The sequence below is a fragment of the Porticoccus sp. Uisw_050_02 genome (genome assembly GCF_047729555.1).
GTDB lineage: Bacteria > Pseudomonadota > Gammaproteobacteria > Pseudomonadales > Porticoccaceae > Porticoccus.
Genome location: NZ_CP159825.1, coordinates 1373489 through 1392470, shown reverse-complemented (window position 1 = coordinate 1392470; position 18982 = coordinate 1373489). Strand labels below are relative to the sequence as shown.

The following is an 18982-nucleotide window of genomic DNA, read 5'->3' as shown; positions in this document are numbered from 1 at the left end:
AGGCCTATTTGTTTTTCTTAAAGAGAGAGATTAAAAATAGAAGGCCTGCGCTAAGGACTATAGATGGCCCTGCAGGCGTGTCTATGTACCATGAGCTGGCTAAGCCTAAAATCACTGCTAAGCAACCCACTAGGCTGGCCAAAAAAGCCATTTGTTCGGGTGTCTTAGAAAAAATTCTTGCTGTAGCTGCAGGTATAATGAGCAAGGCAGTAATTAACAGCACTCCTACTACCTTCATGGCGACTGCAATCTCTAAAGCAATGATAAGCATCAAGGCTATTCGTACTGTCTTGAAGCGTATTCCTTCAACTTGCGCTAGCTCTTCATCAATAGTGATAGCCAATAACGGATTCCACAGCTTGACCAGTAAAAACATTGCAATAGCGCTGACCACATATATGGTAATCACGTCACTTGCATTAACTGTTAATAAGTCTCCAAACAGTAGGCTTAAAAGATCAACTCTGATATCTGGCATTAGTGCTATTGCGATTAACCCAACAGCTAAAGAGGTATGAGAAAGAATTCCTAGCAAGGTGTCAGAAGCAAGATTTTTTTGTTGCTGCAAGACGACCAGTACTAATGCAAATATTAGGCAGGTGACAATTACAGATATAGTAGGATTGACCGCAAGCAGCAGACCAAGTGCGACCCCTAGTAATGAAGAATGGGCCAATGTATCACCAAAATAAGCCATGCGTCGCCAGACAATAAATGCTCCAAGCGGCCCAGTAATAATAGCAACCCCTATTCCGGCTAGAAACGCATAAAGAAGAACATCAATCATGGCTGCGCCCAGGCACATATTTTTCTGACACCTTGGATTTTTTTACTTCCCCGTGTAGGCTATGCTGGTGATCATGGTGATGAGTGTATGTTGTGTATGCGGTCGTTTTGGTTCCAAAAATCTCAATAAATGCTGGATTTCTGCTAACCTGATCAGGGTGGCCATGGCAACAGACATGTTGATTTAAGCAGATCACTTCATTGGTTGAGGACATCACCAGATGGAGATCATGAGAAACCATAAGTACCGCGCAATTCAGCCTGCCATGTAGTTCGCTAATGAGCTTGTATAGAGCCTCTTGCCCCACTACATCAACACCCTGGACAGGCTCATCGAGCACTAAAAAATTTGGCTTGTGAAGAATGGCCCGTGCCAAGAGGGCTCTTTGCATCTCCCCGCCCGATAAGGATGACAAGGGGCAGCTTAAGAGCTGAATGACCCCCACTTCATCTAAAACATCAGCGCATAGTTTCTTGTTTTTTTCGGTTAGATTTAAGAATCTCTCAAGAGTGATTGGCATGGTGGGATCAATATGGAGCTTTTGCGGCATATATCCTATGCGCAGGTCAGGCGAACGAGAAATTACGCCCTCGTCAGCATGTATGAGACCTAGTACAATCTTGACCAGAGTTGTTTTGCCGGCCCCGTTTGGGCCAATTAAAGTAATAATTTGTCCTTGGTTGATAGTTAGATCTACTGAAGATAAAACCTTGTTGCCGTTAAAATATTTGCTAATGCTATTCAGCTTGATGAGGGGAGGAATCATGATTTTTTCTCCTGCTGACACCTTGGACAAAGCCCAGTTACTTCAATTATTGATAGCTCTACCTGAAAGCCAACCCGCTCCGCTGCATGTAAAACAATATCACCTATCTGTTCAGTGCTGCATTCCGCAGTGGCACGGCATATCCGACAGATAAGAAAAAAATCATTATGATCTTTTTCAGGAAATGAGCGACCAATATAAGCATTTAGTGAAGCAATTCGATGAATAAGTCCCAGATTAAGAAGAAATTCAATAGCGCGATATACTGTGGGAGCCTTGATGCGCTTACCCGTATGAACACTCAAAGCTAAGTTGTCTACAACATCATAAGCCCCCAATGGTTGGTGGCTGGTCCAGATGGTTTTAAGTACAGCTTCTCGAATAGGAGTCAGCTTGATATGGCTCTCCTCGCATAACACTCTGGCCTTTTCTAACGCAGTTTCAACACACCGCTGATGATCATGATGTTGATAGGCAAGACGAGAATATGTTAGCACGCTTGAATTCCTAAATATTATATAAAGAAGATGTTATCTTATATCATTTTTATAAGATTAGTTTCAGTTTATAAAAAATAATAGTATATTATAACAAATTAATTTTTTGGTAAAAAAATAAGATGATTAAATTTTTTAGCACTATTCTATTTACCCTGATATATATTCCTTTGGCGGCTTCAGCAGGCCCCACCATAATGACTTCAATCAAACCTGTCGCCATGCTAATAAAAGCAGTTGTAGGCGATGAGATTCCTGTAGAAGTGCTGCTCTCAGGCAATGTCTCCCCCCACGACTATAAGCTTAAGTTTTCAGATATCAGAGCAATTAGAAGTGCAGATTTCTTTGTTTGGGTCGGCCCAGGACTTGAAAGCCATCTGTCTAAGGCAATTGAAAACTATCCATCAGCCAACGTCATTCAGCTAACGACATTCAAAAACATCCAGTGGCCTGAAACGAACATTTTAGGGCACCAAGAAGATACACATAACTATAAAAACCATCATTCTTTAGTGATAGATGGACAAGATAGCAACCTATATAATTTGGATCCTCATTTATGGTTAAATCCAGAAAATAGCCTACAGGTAGTAAACGAGCTTAAGCGCATTTTGAGCCATCGATATCCTGAATATAAGGCTGTTTTCAAAAAAAATGTCGAGATATTCTCTGTATTGCTTAAGACTATGGATGGAGAGCTAAAAGAAAAATTTAGACAAGTTAAAGAAAGAGGTTTTATAGTTGAACATGACGGATATGGGCATTTTATAGAGCATTACGGGCTTCGCCAGCTAGGAATAATCGATTTAATGGAGGGCGTCTCGATTACTGCGCGACACAGAGCCAGACTCGAGACATTAAGTGTTAATGCTGCTTGTATTTTTACCTACCCTCAGAGAAATAATAAAATTGCAGATCAGTTGGCTGAAAAATTCGAATTAAACTCTAGAGGATTAGACGCAATGGGTCGTAACGTTTCTTTAGGGCAAGGTAGCTATATAGAATTTTTCAACGATTTTTCTGCAACAGTTCTAACATGTTTAGAGTAGAATAAAATTTTTAGACACAGTCGAGCAGCGCATGAAAAATAAAGCACCACTAATTCTGGTGGACGGATCTTCTTATCTTTATCGAGCATTTCATGCGTTACCGCCGTTAGTAACATCTTCGGGGCATCCTACTGGTGCAGTCAAGGGTGTGATTGCAATGATGCGTCGGATGATGAAAGATTTTCCGGATAGTCCAATCGTCGTGATTTTTGATGCCAAAGGAAAAACTTTCAGAGATGATCTCTATGTAGAATATAAGTCGCACAGGCCGTCTATGCCAGACGATCTACGCCTTCAAATTGAACCCATTCATAAAATCATAGAAGCTATGGGTCTGCCTATGCTAATTATTGATGGTGTTGAAGCAGATGATGTTATAGGTACACTGGCGGTAGAGGCAGCTTCTCAACAACGCAATGTGGTGATTTCTACCGGCGACAAAGATATGGCCCAGCTAGTCGGACCATACGTCAGCCTGATCAACACTATGACCAACACGCACATGGATAGACAGGGCGTAGTTGATAAGTTTGGAATCCCTCCAGAATTAATTATTGATTACCTAGCGCTTGTGGGCGATAAGTCAGACAACATACCAGGGGTCCCTGGTGTGGGTGAAAAAACAGCATTAGCGATATTACAAGGTATTGGCGGGTTTGCTGATATTTATAAGGATGTTAAAAAAATAGCGGACCTAGAATTTCGCGGCGCAAAAAATATACCAGACAAGATGCTAGAGCATAAAGAATTAGCAGATCTCTCATATAAGCTGGCAACTATAAAAATAAATGTCCAGTTAGAGCAAACACTGGATGACTTGGTCAATGTTGAGCCAGACAACGATAAACTTCTTTTTTGGTTCAAGAAACTAGAGCTCAAAACATGGGCTAACGAATTAGCAATTAATAAGGAACAGCTTGGTACCCCGACAGCCCTTATTGAGCCTAAAGAAAAAAATTACCAGATTATTTATTCGGAAGACCAGCTGGATAGCTGGTTAGAAAAAATAAAGCTAGCAGAATATTTTTCTTTTGATACGGAAACAACAAGTTTAGATTATATGCAGGCCAAAATTGTTGGCCTATCGTTTTCTGTGGCGCCTTATGAGGCTGCTTATATTCCTTTGGCCCATGATTACTTGGGTGCTCCGGAGCAGCTGAACCGAGAGCAAGTTTTACAAAAAATTAAGCCTCTTTTAGAGAATCCCTCCGCCTTCAAGGTAGGCCAAAATCTCAAATATGACATGAATGTTCTTGGTAATTATGGGATTACTTTGTCGGGAATTAAGTTCGACACCATGCTTGAGTCTTATACGATCAACTCGATAGGAAGCCGCCATGACATGGATAGTCTGGCTTTAAAATATTTGGAAGAAACGACGATTCACTTCGAAGACATTGTGGGCAAAGGTGCAGGTCAATTGACCTTTAATCAGGTGCCGATCGAAACTGCGGCACCTTATGCCGCAGAGGATGCAGATGTTACCTTGCGCCTACATCAAGCTATTTTCCCCGTGTTGAAAAAGCAAGAAGGCCTATTGCATGTGTTTAACGCAATCGAAGTCCCTTTGATACCAGTACTTTCTCGTATGGAAAGAAATGGAGCATTGGTGGATGCCAAGTTGCTCAATGATCAGAGCCAAGAACTGGGGATTAGGCTTGAAGAAATAGAGGAAGAGGCATATCAACTAGCGGGAGAAAAATTTAATTTGGCATCCCCAAAGCAGTTGGGCGAAGTTCTGTTTGAAAAACTTAATATTCCGATTTTAAAGAAGACTGCGAAGGGCGCCCCATCTACAAAGGAAGAGGTGCTGACGGAACTAGCGCTAGATTATCCATTGCCAAAAATATTATTAGAACATCGAACCTTATCTAAACTAAAGTCCACTTATGCGGACAAGCTACCAAAAATGATCAGCCCTGTTACTGGACGTATTCATACCTCTTATCATCAGGCTGTCACTGCGACGGGTAGGCTGTCATCATCAGACCCCAATTTGCAAAATATCCCCATACGGACAGCAGAAGGAAGAAGAATTCGTCAGGCATTCATTGCACCCGCAGGCTCTCAAATATTAGCTGCAGATTACTCTCAAATAGAGCTTCGAATAATGGCTCATTTGTCTGGAGATAAAGGTTTAACTGATGCATTTTTGCAAGGACTAGATGTCCACCAAGCAACAGCTGCTGAAGTATTTGGCGTAGCTTTGGACAAAGTGACCACAGACCAACGACGAAGCGCAAAAGCTATAAATTTTGGCTTAATATATGGCATGTCAGCTTTTGGTTTGGGGCGACAACTGCATATTGGTCGACATCAGGCCCAAGAATATATAGATAAGTATTTTTCTCGCTACCCGAGTGTCAAGGAGTATATGGACAACACTCGTAGAGCTGCTGCTGAAAAAGGTTTCGTGGAAACCTTGTTTGGCCGTCGGCTGTATTTGCCAGAAATTAACTCGAGTAATGGAATGAGAAGACAGGCAGCAGAACGGACAGCAATAAACGCCCCTATGCAAGGTACGGCTGCAGATATTATAAAACTGGCGATGATAGATGTAGATTTTTGGTTGGCTGCTGCTGGATTAAGATCTAAAATGATTATGCAGGTGCATGATGAGCTTGTTTTAGAAGTTCCGGAGTCCGAAGTTGATATGATAACTGATGGGCTGAGAAATCGTATGTCAGCTGTTGCAGACCTAAGTGTTCCGCTATTGGTTGATTTGGGCAAAGGAGACAACTGGGATGAGGCGCATTAATAAAACTTAAATGATGATATTTTTAAAATAATTTATTTTTTGCGGAACTTTAACGCTTAAAGGTATCTAATTAAGTACGCAATAGATACTTCTGCTTTCCCCCAAGAAAGACTTCTTCTCACAGCGTAACCCAGTCACTGCCGATGATTGGGTTTTTTTATGCCATAAAATTATGCTAGCCATACCCCTAGTCGCTCGTTGAGTTCACTAAGACCCTCTTTTTTGAGAGACGAAAAAGTCTGCAAAGAGAGATTATCTACCAAGCTCTCTTTCGCGAGCTCTTGCTTTACTTTTAGTAGGGTACTTTTGGCGGGCCCTGTTTTTAATTTGTCTGATTTTGTTAATAATAGATGTATTGGCATGCTGGATGCTGAAGCCCATCGAACCATCTGCCAGTCGTATGGCTGAAGTGGGTGGCGAATATCCATTAACATCACCAAGCCTTTAAGGGATTGTCTTTCTTGGAGATAGACAGCAAGATTACGGTCCCATGCTTGTTTTATTGCTTTGGGAACTTTAGCAAATCCATAGCCTGGTAGATCCACTAAACGACAGTCTTCGCTTAAGGAAAAGAAATTGAGTAGCTGTGTTCGACCCGGAGTTTTGCTGGTGCGAGCTAATTTTTTGTTGTTTGTTAGAGTGTTAATGGCGCTTGATTTCCCAGCGTTTGATCGTCCTGCAAAAGCGACCTCTTTTCCTGTATCGTCTGGAGCCTGCTTGATAGAGGGCGCACTAAGCAAAAACTCAGCTTTATTGAATAAAAGGTTGTTAGTCATAGGCGACCTGCAGGTATCTTGATTTCACTATTAAGATCCAAGAAGAGTTGGTATATAATGCCTTAGTTTTTACGAAGACAACATTAATTATACATTGTAGCGGAATACAGAGAGCGGATTAACTAATGAAAAAAATGATTTTAAATTTTTCTGTGGTTTTTGGTTGCATGATAGCTTGCTCCTTGAGCTTTGCGGCTGGTGATGCAGATTTGGGTAAACCAAAAACAGCCATGTGTTCTGGTTGCCATGGCTCTGATGGTAACAGCGCAGTGGCTTCTTTTCCAAAATTGGCCGGGCAAGGTGAAAAGTACCTTACTAAACAATTAAAAGATGTTAAGTCAGGCCGACGCAACATAGCCTCGATGACTGGAATATTAGACTCCTTTTCAGATCAGGACTTAGCTGATATAGCTGCTTACTATGCTTCGCAAAATATTCAGATATCTGGAGCTAAAGAAGATAATCTTGATAAAGGCGAGGCTATATACCGAGGAGGCAATATTGAAACTGGTGTTGCTGCTTGTACAGGATGCCACTCTCCTGCTGGACAGGGTAATAGTCCTGCCGGATACCCATTGCTGGGCGGACAGCATGCCCAGTATACGGCTAAGCAATTAAGAGCTTGGCGTACTGGCGCCCACGATCCTCAGAATAAAGATGCTAGAATTAATGATGGAGACTCAAAAATTATGCGTGGTGTAGCCGAGCATATGAGTGATGTTGAAATTGATGCAGTTGCCAATTTTATTGCTGGATTAAAATGATTGACCATAGAGGTACAAATTGATGGCTCGCGTGCTAGCTAATTTCTTGCTTGCTTTGATATTCCCGGCTGCATTGTTATGCCAAGCATCTGAAGACCCTTATCAGGCTGGTGTTCAATATGAAATTTTACCGGAGCCGGTGTTAACTCGGGACTCTTCAAAAATAGAAGTGGTAGACTTATTTTGGTACGGGTGCGGGCACTGTTATAGTTTTAAACCAATACTAGAGTCATGGCAAAAAGCTCAATTAGAAGATATTTATTTTGTTGGCATTCCTGCGGTTTGGCAGACCGAGATGCGCCTGCATGCTAAAGCCTATTATACAGCGCAGGCCTTGAAAATTTTTGATGTGATGCATGATGTTATTTTTGATGCCATGAATTTAGAAAAAGAAAAATTACAAAATGAATCTGAAATAGCCAGCCTCTTTTTAGCCCACGGTGTCACTGCGGAGAAGTTTTCCAAGATATTTAATTCAGGAACTATAGAAATGGCTGTAGATTTCGCAGAGAAGAAGCAAGCACAATATCGCCTAAGAGGCACCCCAGAAATTGTGGTTAACGGAAAATATCGTATTTCGGGCCGCACTGCAGGAAGCCCCAGAGAAATGTTAAAAGTCGCTACTTTTTTAATTGATAAAGAGCGGTCTGAATTAAATAATTAAGCATGCCAGCAGCCTAGTTTGAGATGATAGCTGAATGCCCCTAGTGTTATCATTGTAAAAATATTTAAACTTCTCGTATTCTTAGGCAATAAAATATGAAACCGACAAAAAAACCAGCCAATCCTAACTTTTCTTCTGGCCCTTGCAGTAAAAGACCTGGCTATGATGTAAATAATTTAGATCTTTCGTCGCTCGGCCGCTCTCACCGAGCCGTAGTGGGCAAGTCTGCTCTGAGTCGAGCCTGTCTTGAGACAGCAGAGATTTTAGGGCTTCCTGAAGGTTATCTCGTTGGCGTTGTCCCAGCTTCAGATACTGGCGCCTTTGAAATGGCAATGTGGTCTTTACTTGGCGCCAAAGACGTCGATGTTTTCTCATGGGAGTCGTTTGGTCAAGGCTGGGTTACAGATATAATTAAACAATTAAAACTTGAAAATGTTAATAATTTTGGCGCTGATTATGGGCGACTTCCTGATCTTTCTCAGGCTAATGCTGATCATGATATAGTTTTCACTTGGAATGGCACCACCTCTGGAGTAAAGGTTCCACAGGCCGACTGGATTGCATCCGATAGAACTGGGCTAACTATTTGTGATGCAACATCAGCTGTTTTTGCTATGAGCCTCCCATGGGAAAAACTTGATGTTGTTACCTACAGCTGGCAAAAAGTTTTAGGTGGTGAGGGAGCTCACGGCATGCTTATACTGAGTCCTCGTGCTGTCCAAAGGCTGGAGAGCTACACCCCTCCTTGGCCTATGCCTAAAATTTTTAGACTTACTAAGGGCGGCAAGCTAATTGATGGTATTTTCAGAGGAGAAACCATCAACACCCCTTCAATGTTGTGTGTGGCAGATTACCTCGATGCCCTTAGTTGGATTAAATCTATAGGGGGTGTTCGAGCATCTATTGCTAGGTCAGAAAAAAATCTTAGTGTTATTAAGCAATTTGTTGCACATAATGACTGGATTAATTTTTTAGCCGAAGAGCCTGAAACTTTATCAAATACTAGTATTTGCTTGACCCTTGATTTAGAGGCTGACAAAGTAAAACAGGTGGTAAAATTACTAGAGCAGGAAGGAGTTGCTTACGATATAGGCGCTTACCGTGACGCACCGGCTGGATTGCGTATTTGGGGTGGAGCTACTATAGAGTCTTCAGATCTTGAGACACTTATGCCTTGGCTTAAATGGGCGTATTATCAGGTTGCAGCATAACCCCTTAATCATCACCGACATAGAGCAAAAGATATGTATAGAGTTCGCACTTATAACAAACTTTCATCCAAAGGATTAGATCGTTTTAATTCTGAAAATTATGATGTTTCTAGTGATGCTGTTGATCCAGACGCTTTTATGCTTAGAAGCCAGAAACTTCATGATGAAGAGATACCTATGAGCGTTAAAGCTGTAGCTCGGGCCGGCGCCGGCGTAAATAACATCCCAATTGAAAAATTTACCGAGAAAGGGATCGTTGTGTTTAATACTCCTGGCGCTAACGCCAACGCGGTAAAAGAACTGATTGCTTCTGCATTATTTATCTCATCAAGAGATATTTTTGGAGGAATGAATTACGTACAAGGCCTGACGGACATCAAGGATGCCGGCGAGATGTCGAAATTGCTTGAGAAGCAAAAAAGTCAATTTGCAGGTTCTGAGGTTATGGGCAAAACTCTAGGTGTAGTTGGACTTGGTGCCATTGGCTCCATGGTGGCCAATATGGCTCTAGAGTTAGGCATGAATGTTGTTGGCTTTGATCCTGCAATGTCTGTTGAAGCGGCTTGGCGTTTATCCCACAAAGTAGAAAAAATGGATAATTTGCAGAGTTTGCTGGCTAAAGCAGATTTCATTACGTTGCATGTGCCAGCACTAGATGTGACGAAGCATTTAATTAATGCTGAGACGTTAACTTTTATGAAGGCGTCAGCAGTTTTGCTTAATTTTGCCCGTGAAGAGGTAGTTGACTCCAGTGCCGTGCGACATGCCTTAGACCATAAAAATTTGAGCAAATATGTTACAGACTTTCCTACACCTGAGCTGCTAGGGCGCAAAGATGTCATATTGATGCCTCATATTGGCGCTAGTACAGAAGAGGCTGAAGAAAATTGCGCCATCATGGCTGCAGATCAACTGATGGATTATCTGGAACAAGGAAATGTTCGCAATTCAGTTAACTTCCCGGCAACAAAAATGCCTAAAAATAGCGGATATAGAATTACATTTTGTAATAAAAATGTACCTAAAATTTTAGGTAGCGTGCTTTCTTTGCTGGCTGACTGCAGCCTCAATGTGATTGATATGGTGAATAAAAGTAGGAATGATGTGGCTTATAATATTATAGATGTTGAGTCAGAGCCAACACAAGAGTTGCTGAAAAAAATCTCTAATGTAGAGGGGATTTTTAGCGTACGCTTGGTCTGAATAACCTACCCGTCGTTCATGTTGGGTGAAGATAGCTGTACGCCCTGGAGAGTCTAAATGTCGATTGAAGGTACTCGTCGAGAATATCAATACGATTCTTTGACCAAGGAATCTTTGAAAGGGTGTCCTATAGATCAATTTTCTTATTGGATGGATCAGGCGCTAAATTCACAGCTACCTGATCCTACTGCAATGTCACTGGCAACGGTCGATCCTGTTGGGAAATCATGGCAGCGCACGGTTCTGCTGAAAGGTGTCAATAAACAAGGTTTTATATTTTATACAAACTTTGGGAGCCGCAAGGCTCTTGAGATGGAGGGCAACCCAAATGTCAGTCTTCTATTTCCTTGGTTTTCTCTTGACCGTCAAGTCATTGTGGGCGGAAAGGTAGAGAAAATATCTGAAAATGAGTCACTTATTTATTTCAGAAAGCGCCCTAGAGCTAGCCAGCTAGGAGCATGGGCCTCAAAGCAAAGTAGTAAACTATTTTCTCGGGCAGCTCTCGAGGACGAATATAGCTGCATAGAAAAAAAGTATACCAACATGGAGGTACCCTGCCCTGATTTTTGGGGCGGCTATAGAGTGGTTCCTGCTGAAATTGAATTCTGGCAAGGAGGTGAATTGCGCCTTCACGACCGGTTCCAGTACTTACTGGGCGAGAAGGGATGGATAATTTCTCGGCTCTCTCCCTAAAATTTCAAACTAAAATAATGATCCAAAAATTCCTATTTTCGTTTCATGGAAAGGAAAAACTTATCGTTGGTTTCTGAGCCTTTTAGCTTGTCGATCAGAAATTCAATAGCATCTGAATCTTCCATGCTATGCAATAATTTGCGAAGAATCCAAACTTTTTGTAGATCGTCTTCAACCATTAGCAGGTCCTCACGACGTGTGCCAGACCTGCGAATATTTATTGCAGGATAGACTCGTTTTTCAGATACTTTTCGGTCAAGGTGAAGCTCAAGGTTGCCTGTTCCCTTGAACTCTTCGTAGATCACCTCATCCATCTTTGACCCAGTTTCGACTAACGCAGTAGCTATGATTGTCAAACTCCCGCCTTGTTCGATATTTCTTGCTGCGCCAAAAAATCGCTTTGGACGCTCTAGGGCATGAGCATCAACACCACCTGTTAGAACTTTTCCAGAAGAGGGCTGGACGGTATTATACGCTCTAGCAAGACGAGTAATAGAATCAAGCAGAATTACAACATCTTTCTTATGCTCTACTAATCTTTTTGCTTTTTCTATTACCATCTCAGCTACTTGGACATGTCGAGAAGGTGGCTCATCAAAGGTTGAAGCAACCACTTCTCCTCGAACAGTCCGCTGCATTTCTGTAACTTCTTCCGGTCTTTCATCGATAAGCAACACAATGATATGGCATTCCGGATTATTACGAATAATAGCCTGTGCTGTGTGCTGCATCATTATGGTTTTGCCTACTTTAGGCGGCGCTACAATAAGCCCTCGTTGACCCTTGCCAATCGGTGAGACCAGATCAATAATACGACCAGTAAGATCTTCTGTAGACCCATTGCCTGATTCTAGGACCAAACGCTCATCCGGAAATAAGGGGGTGAGATTTTCAAATAAAATCTTATTCCGTGCATCTTCAGGCTTATCAAAATTAATTTCATCTAGTTTAAGCATGGCGAAATATCGTTCGCCTTCTTTGGGAGGCCTGATCTTTCCAGCAATGGAGTCACCGGTCCTTAGATTAAATCGACGAATCTGGCTTGGCGACACGTAAATATCGTCCGGCCCTGCTAGGTATGAAGCATCTGATGACCTTAAGAAGCCGAATCCATCAGGTAGGATTTCTAGGACACCTTCGCCATAAATGTCTTCGCCGCTTTTTGCATGGCGCTTGAGGATACTAAAAATCACATCCTGCTTTCTTGAGCGAGCTAGGTTATCAAGTCCATTTTCTGAAGCAATTCTTATGAGCTCATCAATGGGTTTGGTTTTAAGTTCTGTTAGATTCATAAATAAAGGGATACAAGGTTATTGAAATTTGAATAGTATATTGGTCAGAAGCAACTGCTCTGCCGACGAAAGTAAGGTTAGTTGAAATATAGCGATTGTCTCAATCTTGGGGTTCTTGCACTGCAGCAAGTCAGAAGTATAGGCTTGATAATATTAAATCGCAATACATTAACGTAGGATAAAATTTGTTGTTCGCACAATTAATTATAAGTTGCCTTCGATGAATTCAACTAACTGAGCCCTCGATAGTGCGCCTACTTTTGTTGCTTCTACATTTCCATCTTTAAACATTAGTAATGTTGGGATACCGCGAACATTAAATTTGCTTGGCGTAATAGAATTATCATCTACATCCATTTTGCAGATTTTGATTCGGCCAGCATACTCAGTAGCTAATTCGTCTAGCATTGGTGCAATCATTTTACATGGTCCGCACCAGGCAGCCCAAAAGTCTAACAATACAGGCAACTCAGCGTTTAAAACGTCATCTTCAAAGCTGGTATCAGTAACGTGAACGATATCGTCCATATTTAGCAATCTCCATATAGTGTGTGTAGATTAAATTTCAAAAGATACATACATACAAAGGTAATAACACATTAATGATAACACTCGCCTTGGGTAGCAAACAAACATCAATTGCCTGTTTTTATGGTTGTTTGGCACAAACAACAAGATTGCAAAAAATAATTATGCAACATGAGTTGATTTTAGATAAAAAATAAGTAGGAGTTAACTTTAGCCGCAGCAAGGATGTCGTTTCTTGATTGCGCCTGGTTTCACTATTCTTTATGGAATATCTGACTCTCTTGATATAAAGCATATGAGCACTTCTGCTGGAGCCTTAAGAGAGGTTAGCTATGATTTGCTGGACCGTTTAGCACATTAGAGGGTGCTCAATATCAGCCATGATGCTGAGAAGTGAAGTTGGCCAATAAAATGCTGAACAAGTCAAAGAAATAGTCATATTGTTATTTGATTTCTGTTTTGGTGACTGGGGCCTTAATTCATCTGATAGGGATTTTTTGGGCGGGGCCACACGTTTGCATGAGACAGGGTTAAGTGTTGTGCATACTCAATATAATAAACATGACCAGTACTTGGTCGAGCATTCTGACTTGCAAGGCTTTAATAGATCTGAACAGAAGTTCTTAGGATTGTTAGTTCGTGGCCACAGACAAAAATTCCCTATGGGGGAGTTTAAGAATTTTAGTAGTATGCACTCACTTCGACTAAAAGACTCTAATGGTATTAATTAAGTTAGCTGTGTTATTTAAACACATACTTCCAGCCGAAGGCGATCTGCCCTTTATGCCATTAGCAGAAAAATAAGGAACAGCCTTGCGTTTTTCTCAAGGCTGGTTGGCTGAAAATTCTTTAATGGCAACAGTACTGCAGATCGAACAACAATATTTAATAAATGCAGATTTTATGCTTACCCTTGTGGAAACCTAGTCGGGCACTAAAGTTTTATTTTTCAAAGAATGCCTCAAGTGTAGAATTTAAAAACATATGACCTTTTTTGGTGGGACAAATTTTTTCGCGTGAATTTTTTATTAGTTTTTGTTCTTTTAGTTTTCTTAAAACAGGTTCTATTTGATTGACAGATAGCCCTGTTCGGTCTTCATAAGTGCGGATATCAACGCCTTGACTAAGGCGCAGTGCATTCATCATAAACTCTAAAGACATTTCTTTTATATCAATATCTTTGGAGGCAGATACATAGGACCCTTCTCTGCGTAAATAATCTTCTGGCGACCTAGTTTTCTGTATTCGTATAACCCTATTCTCTTTTGGTAAAGAAATTTTTCCATGTGCGCCAGCGCCAATTGCGAGGTAGTCACCGAACTCCCAGTAGTTCATATTATGTACAGATTTTCTATTGTTCTTGCAATAGGCAGATACTTCATATTGCTCGTAACCAGCATCTAATAAAAGTTGCCCCCCTTTATTTTGGATAGACTCAAGAATGATATCTGTTGGTAATATAGGAGGCTTGTTGAAGAACACAGTGTTGGGCTCAATGGTAAGTTGGTACCAAGAAATATGAGTGGGATCCAACTTAATGGCACAAATTAAATCATTAAGCGCCTCAGCTGTATTCTGGCCTGACAATCCATGCATTAGATCGAGATTTATGTTGTCAAAACCAGCAATTCTTGCATTTTTAACAGCCTCGATAGCTTGCTCAGAGGAATGAATGCGCCCAAGGGATTTTAGCTGGTTATCATTAAAACTTTGTATTCCAATGGACAAACGATTAACTCCTTGGTTCCTATAGGCAGAAAATTTCTCTTGCTCAAATGTCCCTGGATTGGCCTCTAAGGTAATTTCTATCTCCGCATGAAAACCAATACGAAGCTTGGCTGCTTGAATAATTTTTCCAATAGTGTCGGCTGAAAATAAACTGGGAGTTCCTCCACCAAAAAAAATTGAGCTAAGCTGCCTTCCTTGGACGTGGTCTAATGTTGTGTCAAGGTCTTTGATTAGCGCTATCAGATATTCTTCTTCAGGGATTTTTTTGTCGGTAGTATGTGAGTTAAAATCGCAGTATGGACATTTTCGTATGCACCATGGAATATGGACATAAAGCGAAAGAGGTGGAAGAGATAGTTCGGCAAACTGCATGGATTTTAGTCCAATGTTCTGGACCCTATTACCTTAAATTAATTAAAAATGACTGTTTTGTTCTTATATAATAATACTCTATTTTCAATATGCCATCTCACGGCTCTAGAAAGAACAATTCGCTCTAAATCTTTCCCCCTTCGAACTAGGTCATCCACTTGGTCGCGATGAGAAACACGAGCAATATCTTGCTCAATAATTGGGCCTCCATCGAGCTCTTGCGTAACATAATGGCTGGTAGCTCCAATTAGTTTGACTCCGCGTTCATAGGCTCGATGATAGGGCTTTGCTCCAACAAATGCAGGTAAAAACGAATGATGAATATTAATAATTTGTTGTGGATATTTTTCTATAAATTTTGGCGATAGAATTTGCATATACCTAGCTAAAATTATTAGATCAACATCGAATTTTTTAAATAGTGTAAATTGTTCCTGCTCAGCTTCTTGTTTATTAGATTGATTGAGCTCAATATGATGAAAAGGGATCTCATAAAAACCTACCAATGCTTCAGTGTCTTTATGGTTGCTAATCACTACAGAAATTTCACAATTTAATTCTCCATTTTTATGTTTATACAATAGATCAGCCAAACAATGGTCGTATTTAGAGACCATAATGGCCAACTTGGTTTTAATTTGGCTTGATCGTAACTTCCATGTCATGCCATATTGGCTGGCAATTGATTGAAAATGCTGTTGAAATTCTTTTTCACATAACTGGAAATCGGTCACATCCCATTCCAGCCTCATCAGAAACAGATTGTTTTCTGTATCTAGATGCTGGTTGGCATGTAAGATATTGGCATTATGAGTTAAAAGAAAACTAGAAATTGAGGACACGATACCTTTTTTGTCCGGACAGCTAACCAGTAATGTTGCAGTTTTCTTCACAGCTTCTCCTTTCAGTACGCTTAATTATGTACGTTATACAATAGTATGTATTCAGTTGATTTTTTAAATTATGGGGATAATTGTTGTATCAATTTTGTCATTGCTATGCCTCGATGGCTTATCTTATTTTTTTCTTCTTGCCCCAATTCGGCTGAGGTACATTTAAGCTCTGGAAGATAAAATACAGGGTCATAACCAAAACCATGATCTCCTTGTGGGTTTAGAGCAACCAGCCCTTTCCAAGCCCCTTGGGCAATAACTGGGGTGGGGTCTTCGGGGTGTCGCATGTAAACTATAACGCACTGGAATCGAGCAATACGCTCAGACAAGGGTGTACTTACCAAGGCCGATAACAATTTCGAAATATTTTTCTCATCTGTTGAATTTTTTCCAGAAAAACGAGAGGAGTAAATTCCAGGAGCCCCGTTTAAGCAGTCTACTTCAAGACCAGAATCGTCTGCTATTGCAGGCAAACCGGTAAGTTTCGATGCATGACGAGCCTTGATTAACGCATTTTCAATAAAACTTAGACCATCTTCGACAGCATCAGGAACATTAAATTTTGATTGTGGCTCTACGTCAAAATCCAAATTTAAAAATAATCTTTTAAATTCCTTTAGTTTACCTTCGTTGCTAGTTGCGAGTATTACTTTCATGCTGCAGGATTCTTTGGTTGTAAAAATGTAAGGAGCAGGCACTATTTTTCATAGTAAAATTTATTTTGAAATGACACTAAGAGGCTTGGTTTATTAGGCTCCGTCATAATTTCAATTTTAAATGTCAAAAAATCTTCGTTGTAGTACTCAAATGGAGCCAAATAGTAGGTGGCCTCACCTTCCTTAATTTCAATAAAGCTTAATTTTTGCTGCTGCTGGAGCATATTGGTAGCAGTTCCAGAAACAAAGGCTTTCTTGCCTCCTATTTGGTCAGATTTTGTGATGGCAATGGTTACCAATCCTTTGTCCTTGCCTCGCGCAATACTGTAAATACTAGCGATTTCCGGAAGAATAAAGCTGCTGTTGAAGGAGCTATAAAAAACCCTATATTCCCCAATATCTTTATAGGGCTTTTCTTCCGCAGAGGCACTAAACGTCGATAACGCTATTAGAAAAAAAATCAATAAATGTTTAAAATTAGTCATTGTTAGGTCCGATATGTTTGCTTAGCATATAAATAGCAGTGTCAGAAAATAAATTAGGCCACAAAGTTTTTAACCAGGCACCAGGAAAACGGTCAGCAGTAAACTTCTTGTTATCTATATGGATACCTTTATCAGCGCAGAGAGCTTCAAAGTCTGAGACAGTGCAGAAGTGAATATTTGGGGTGTTATACCACTGGTAGCTTAGCTTTTTGGTTACAGGCATTTGCCCCTGAGTCGCCAGAAAAATCCTTGTTTGCCAATTTCCAAAATTTGGAAAAGTTACAATACAATTTTCTCCGATCCTCAGCATTTCATCTAGGACAAGATCTGGATTCCGCATAGCCTGAAGGGCTTCGGTCATTACCACAGTGTCAAAACTGTTATCTGAAAATTGTGATAACCCTGAATCGAGATCAGCTTCGATTACATTTACATTGTTTGATATTGCTTCAGTAATTTTTTCTGGATCAATCTCTAGCCCATAGCCTTCAATTTGACTGGATGCTTTTAGACTTTGAAGCAATGTTCCGTCACCGCAGGCTAGATCTAAAATCCTGCTGTTCGGCGCAATCCAGGTTTGAATAAATTCAAGATCGGTGCGTAGGCTCATAGCACTGCCTCTGGCGTATTGACGCTGTGTTTGGGTTTTTCTGGATCCTTGAGCAGGCGACTCATATAGGCTGCAAGAATTTTTTCATAACGTTCATTTCGCAGCAAAAACGCATCATGTCCAAGATCGGAGGTAATGGCAGCATATGAAACGTTCTTTTTTGCGTCTATTAGCGCACTAACAATTTCCTCTGAACGCTCTGAGGAAAACCGCCAATCGGACAAAAAAGACACTATTAAAAAATCGCATTTAGCGTGACTAAACGCTTTGACGGGATCATTGTCATACTCGCGAGCCAAATCAAAATAGTCTAAGACTTTTGTCATCAAAATATAAGTATTAGCGTCAAAATTCTCAGAAAAAGTATCACCTTTGTGGCGCAAGTAACTTTCTACTTGAAATTCAACAGGCGTATATTGTCCCTGTTGAAAGGAGCCGGCACTGAGTGTGCGGCCAAATTTATTTCCCATTTCTTCATCAGAAAGATAGGTGATGTGACCAATCATTCTTGCTAATGCTAGCCCGTTTCGTGGTTGGGTGTTTTCTTTGATAAAACTTCCATTTTTAAAATCAGGGTCTGACTTGATAGCATTTCTAGCCATTTCATTGAAGGCAATATTTTGCGCACTGAGTTTCATTGCTGCGGCAATGACTACTACATGTCTGACACGATCTGGAAACTCAAGAGCCCAACGCATAGCTTGCATGCCTCCCAAGCTTCCGCCGATAACAGCAGCCCATTGATTAATGCCTAGTTTATCTGCAAGCCTTGCTTGACTATTGACCCAATCCCGAGCCCTTAGCGGAGGAAAATTGACACCCCAGGCTTCATTTGTTTCTGGATTGATCGAGCTTGGACCTGTACTGCCATGGCATCCTCCTAGATTGTTTGGACATACCACAAAGAATTGATTTGTATCAATTGGTTTTCCTGGGCCAATATGGTTATTCCACCAGCCTGGTTTTTGGTCATCTTCAGAATGATAGCCAGCAGCATGGTGGTACCCACTAAGGGCATGGCATATCAAAATAGCGTTACTCTTGTCGCTATTAAGCTCCCCATAGGTTTCTATGACAAGCTGATAACTGACTAGCGCCCGCCCGCATGCTAACTCTAAAGGCTCATCAAAATTTATTGTTTCTGGGACTATAATCCCTATAGAATTTTCTGGAATAATATCTGGCATTGGTGTTTAAGTTTCTCCATAAAAACTGGTTTAATGCGGAGCTTAAGAGCTAATATTTAGCGC

20 protein-coding genes and 1 pseudogene are annotated in these 18982 nt (G+C 40.8%); 9 read left to right on the top strand and 12 right to left on the bottom strand.

Annotated features, from left to right (window positions below):
* Nucleotides 1–4 precede the first annotated feature (4 nt).
* Genes znuB through ABXT41_RS06780 form a run of 3 tightly spaced genes read right to left on the bottom strand, consistent with a single transcriptional unit; the run spans nt 5 to nt 2050 of the window.
* The gene (gene znuB, locus ABXT41_RS06790) at nt 5–787 is read right to left on the bottom strand and encodes a zinc ABC transporter permease subunit ZnuB (protein ID WP_415390747.1); all 783 of its coding nucleotides are present in this window, start codon (nt 785–787) and stop codon (nt 5–7) included.
* On the bottom strand, nt 780–1553 hold the full coding sequence (gene znuC, locus ABXT41_RS06785) for a zinc ABC transporter ATP-binding protein ZnuC (protein ID WP_415390746.1): 774 nt from the start codon (nt 1551–1553) through the stop codon (nt 780–782). Before znuC ends, znuB begins: the two co-directional genes overlap by 8 nt.
* Nucleotides 1550–2050, bottom strand: a complete 501-nt coding sequence (locus ABXT41_RS06780; protein WP_415390745.1) for a Fur family transcriptional regulator — start codon at nt 2048–2050, stop codon at nt 1550–1552. The genes znuC and ABXT41_RS06780 overlap by 4 nt, the downstream gene beginning before the upstream one ends.
* A gap of 197 nt (nt 2051–2247) precedes the next feature.
* Here ABXT41_RS06780 and ABXT41_RS06775 point away from each other — a divergent pair, with 197 nt between their 5' ends.
* Together ABXT41_RS06775 and polA are read left to right on the top strand one after the other, a co-directional pair.
* Nucleotides 2248–3099, top strand: coding sequence for a metal ABC transporter solute-binding protein, Zn/Mn family (locus ABXT41_RS06775; RefSeq protein ID WP_415390744.1), 852 nt, complete (start codon nt 2248–2250; stop codon nt 3097–3099).
* 31 nt (nt 3100–3130) lie between these two features.
* Nucleotides 3131–5857, top strand: a complete 2727-nt coding sequence (gene polA / locus ABXT41_RS06770; RefSeq protein ID WP_415390743.1) for a DNA polymerase I — start codon at nt 3131–3133, stop codon at nt 5855–5857.
* A gap of 170 nt (nt 5858–6027) precedes the next feature.
* On the opposite strand, the gene yihA is transcribed toward polA, so the two are convergent.
* A complete protein-coding gene (gene yihA / locus ABXT41_RS06765) occupies nt 6028–6633 on the bottom strand; it encodes a ribosome biogenesis GTP-binding protein YihA/YsxC (RefSeq protein WP_415390742.1) in 606 nt (201 codons plus the stop codon).
* 125 nt (nt 6634–6758) lie between these two features.
* Between yihA and ABXT41_RS06760 the strand changes: the two genes are divergently transcribed.
* The 5 genes from ABXT41_RS06760 to pdxH all read left to right on the top strand — a co-directional run bounded on the left by ABXT41_RS06760 (nt 6759) and on the right by pdxH (nt 11168).
* A complete protein-coding gene (locus ABXT41_RS06760) occupies nt 6759–7397 on the top strand; it encodes a c-type cytochrome (protein ID WP_415390741.1) in 639 nt (212 codons plus the stop codon).
* Between the two features lie 22 nt (nt 7398–7419).
* A complete protein-coding gene (locus ABXT41_RS06755; RefSeq protein WP_415390740.1) occupies nt 7420–8061 on the top strand; it encodes a thiol:disulfide interchange protein DsbA/DsbL in 642 nt (213 codons plus the stop codon).
* Nucleotides 8062–8156: 95 nt separating this feature from the next.
* Nucleotides 8157–9272, top strand: coding sequence for a phosphoserine transaminase (locus tag ABXT41_RS06750; protein WP_415390739.1), 1116 nt, complete (start codon nt 8157–8159; stop codon nt 9270–9272).
* A gap of 33 nt (nt 9273–9305) precedes the next feature.
* Nucleotides 9306–10475: a phosphoglycerate dehydrogenase gene (locus ABXT41_RS06745; protein WP_415390738.1), complete on the top strand. Its 1170-nt coding sequence runs from the start codon at nt 9306–9308 to the stop codon at nt 10473–10475.
* Nucleotides 10476–10532: 57 nt separating this feature from the next.
* Nucleotides 10533–11168 (top strand): pyridoxamine 5'-phosphate oxidase, encoded by a 636-nt coding sequence (pdxH, locus tag ABXT41_RS06740; protein ID WP_415390737.1) that lies wholly within the window; start codon nt 10533–10535, stop codon nt 11166–11168.
* A 32-nt stretch (nt 11169–11200) separates the two neighbouring features.
* Here pdxH and rho read toward each other — a convergent pair whose 3' ends face one another.
* The gene (gene rho, locus ABXT41_RS06735; protein WP_415390736.1) at nt 11201–12460 is read right to left on the bottom strand and encodes a transcription termination factor Rho; all 1260 of its coding nucleotides are present in this window, start codon (nt 12458–12460) and stop codon (nt 11201–11203) included.
* Between the two features lie 204 nt (nt 12461–12664).
* Entirely contained in the window at nt 12665–12988 is a 324-nt protein-coding gene (gene trxA, locus ABXT41_RS06730; RefSeq protein WP_415390735.1) for a thioredoxin TrxA, read from the bottom strand.
* A gap of 235 nt (nt 12989–13223) precedes the next feature.
* Here trxA and ABXT41_RS06725 point away from each other — a divergent pair, with 235 nt between their 5' ends.
* Both ABXT41_RS06725 and ABXT41_RS06720 read left to right on the top strand, forming a co-directional pair.
* Complete coding sequence (locus ABXT41_RS06725; RefSeq protein ID WP_415390734.1) at nt 13224–13349, top strand: hypothetical protein; 126 nt, start codon at nt 13224–13226, stop codon at nt 13347–13349.
* Nucleotides 13350–13413: 64 nt separating this feature from the next.
* Nucleotides 13414–13719 (top strand): annotated as a pseudogene (locus ABXT41_RS06720) (hypothetical protein); the annotation flags it as partial.
* 211 nt (nt 13720–13930) lie between these two features.
* On the opposite strand, the gene hemW reads toward ABXT41_RS06720, so the two are convergent.
* From hemW to metX, 6 genes are all read right to left on the bottom strand, one after another.
* The gene (hemW, locus tag ABXT41_RS06715; RefSeq protein WP_415390733.1) at nt 13931–15088 is read right to left on the bottom strand and encodes a radical SAM family heme chaperone HemW; all 1158 of its coding nucleotides are present in this window, start codon (nt 15086–15088) and stop codon (nt 13931–13933) included.
* A 38-nt stretch (nt 15089–15126) separates the two neighbouring features.
* On the bottom strand, nt 15127–15981 hold the full coding sequence (gene purU / locus ABXT41_RS06710) for a formyltetrahydrofolate deformylase (RefSeq protein ID WP_415390732.1): 855 nt from the start codon (nt 15979–15981) through the stop codon (nt 15127–15129).
* Nucleotides 15982–16049: 68 nt separating this feature from the next.
* Nucleotides 16050–16637 (bottom strand): RdgB/HAM1 family non-canonical purine NTP pyrophosphatase, encoded by a 588-nt coding sequence (rdgB, locus tag ABXT41_RS06705; RefSeq protein ID WP_415390731.1) that lies wholly within the window; start codon nt 16635–16637, stop codon nt 16050–16052.
* 41 nt (nt 16638–16678) lie between these two features.
* On the bottom strand, nt 16679–17122 hold the full coding sequence (locus ABXT41_RS06700; protein ID WP_415390730.1) for a DUF4426 domain-containing protein: 444 nt from the start codon (nt 17120–17122) through the stop codon (nt 16679–16681).
* Nucleotides 17115–17732 (bottom strand): methionine biosynthesis protein MetW, encoded by a 618-nt coding sequence (gene metW, locus ABXT41_RS06695; RefSeq protein ID WP_415390729.1) that lies wholly within the window; start codon nt 17730–17732, stop codon nt 17115–17117. The genes ABXT41_RS06700 and metW overlap by 8 nt, the downstream gene beginning before the upstream one ends.
* A complete protein-coding gene (gene metX, locus ABXT41_RS06690; protein ID WP_415390728.1) occupies nt 17729–18919 on the bottom strand; it encodes a homoserine O-succinyltransferase MetX in 1191 nt (396 codons plus the stop codon). The genes metW and metX overlap by 4 nt, the downstream gene beginning before the upstream one ends.
* Between the last annotated feature and the right edge of the window lie 63 nt (nt 18920–18982).

What these genes read in the sequence shown, in the direction of transcription:
- znuB (WP_415390747.1), bottom strand. Translation starts at nt 787, where the DNA reads ATGATTGATGTTCTTCTTTATGCGTTTCTAGCCGGAATAGGGGTTGCT.
- znuC (WP_415390746.1), bottom strand. Translation starts at nt 1,553, where the DNA reads ATGATTCCTCCCCTCATCAAGCTGAATAGCATTAGCAAATATTTTAAC.
- ABXT41_RS06775 (WP_415390744.1), top strand. Translation starts at nt 2,248, where the DNA reads ATGACTTCAATCAAACCTGTCGCCATGCTAATAAAAGCAGTTGTAGGC.
- polA (WP_415390743.1), top strand. Translation starts at nt 3,131, where the DNA reads ATGAAAAATAAAGCACCACTAATTCTGGTGGACGGATCTTCTTATCTT.
- yihA (WP_415390742.1), bottom strand. Translation starts at nt 6,633, where the DNA reads ATGACTAACAACCTTTTATTCAATAAAGCTGAGTTTTTGCTTAGTGCG.
- ABXT41_RS06760 (WP_415390741.1), top strand. Translation starts at nt 6,759, where the DNA reads ATGAAAAAAATGATTTTAAATTTTTCTGTGGTTTTTGGTTGCATGATA.
- ABXT41_RS06755 (WP_415390740.1), top strand. Translation starts at nt 7,420, where the DNA reads ATGGCTCGCGTGCTAGCTAATTTCTTGCTTGCTTTGATATTCCCGGCT.
- ABXT41_RS06750 (WP_415390739.1), top strand. Translation starts at nt 8,157, where the DNA reads ATGAAACCGACAAAAAAACCAGCCAATCCTAACTTTTCTTCTGGCCCT.
- ABXT41_RS06745 (WP_415390738.1), top strand. Translation starts at nt 9,306, where the DNA reads ATGTATAGAGTTCGCACTTATAACAAACTTTCATCCAAAGGATTAGAT.
- pdxH (WP_415390737.1), top strand. Translation starts at nt 10,533, where the DNA reads ATGTCGATTGAAGGTACTCGTCGAGAATATCAATACGATTCTTTGACC.
- rho (WP_415390736.1), bottom strand. Translation starts at nt 12,460, where the DNA reads ATGAATCTAACAGAACTTAAAACCAAACCCATTGATGAGCTCATAAGA.
- trxA (WP_415390735.1), bottom strand. Translation starts at nt 12,988, where the DNA reads ATGGACGATATCGTTCACGTTACTGATACCAGCTTTGAAGATGACGTT.
- hemW (WP_415390733.1), bottom strand. Translation starts at nt 15,088, where the DNA reads ATGCAGTTTGCCGAACTATCTCTTCCACCTCTTTCGCTTTATGTCCAT.
- rdgB (WP_415390731.1), bottom strand. Translation starts at nt 16,637, where the DNA reads ATGAAAGTAATACTCGCAACTAGCAACGAAGGTAAACTAAAGGAATTT.
- ABXT41_RS06700 (WP_415390730.1), bottom strand. Translation starts at nt 17,122, where the DNA reads ATGACTAATTTTAAACATTTATTGATTTTTTTTCTAATAGCGTTATCG.
- metW (WP_415390729.1), bottom strand. Translation starts at nt 17,732, where the DNA reads ATGAGCCTACGCACCGATCTTGAATTTATTCAAACCTGGATTGCGCCG.
- metX (WP_415390728.1), bottom strand. Translation starts at nt 18,919, where the DNA reads ATGCCAGATATTATTCCAGAAAATTCTATAGGGATTATAGTCCCAGAA.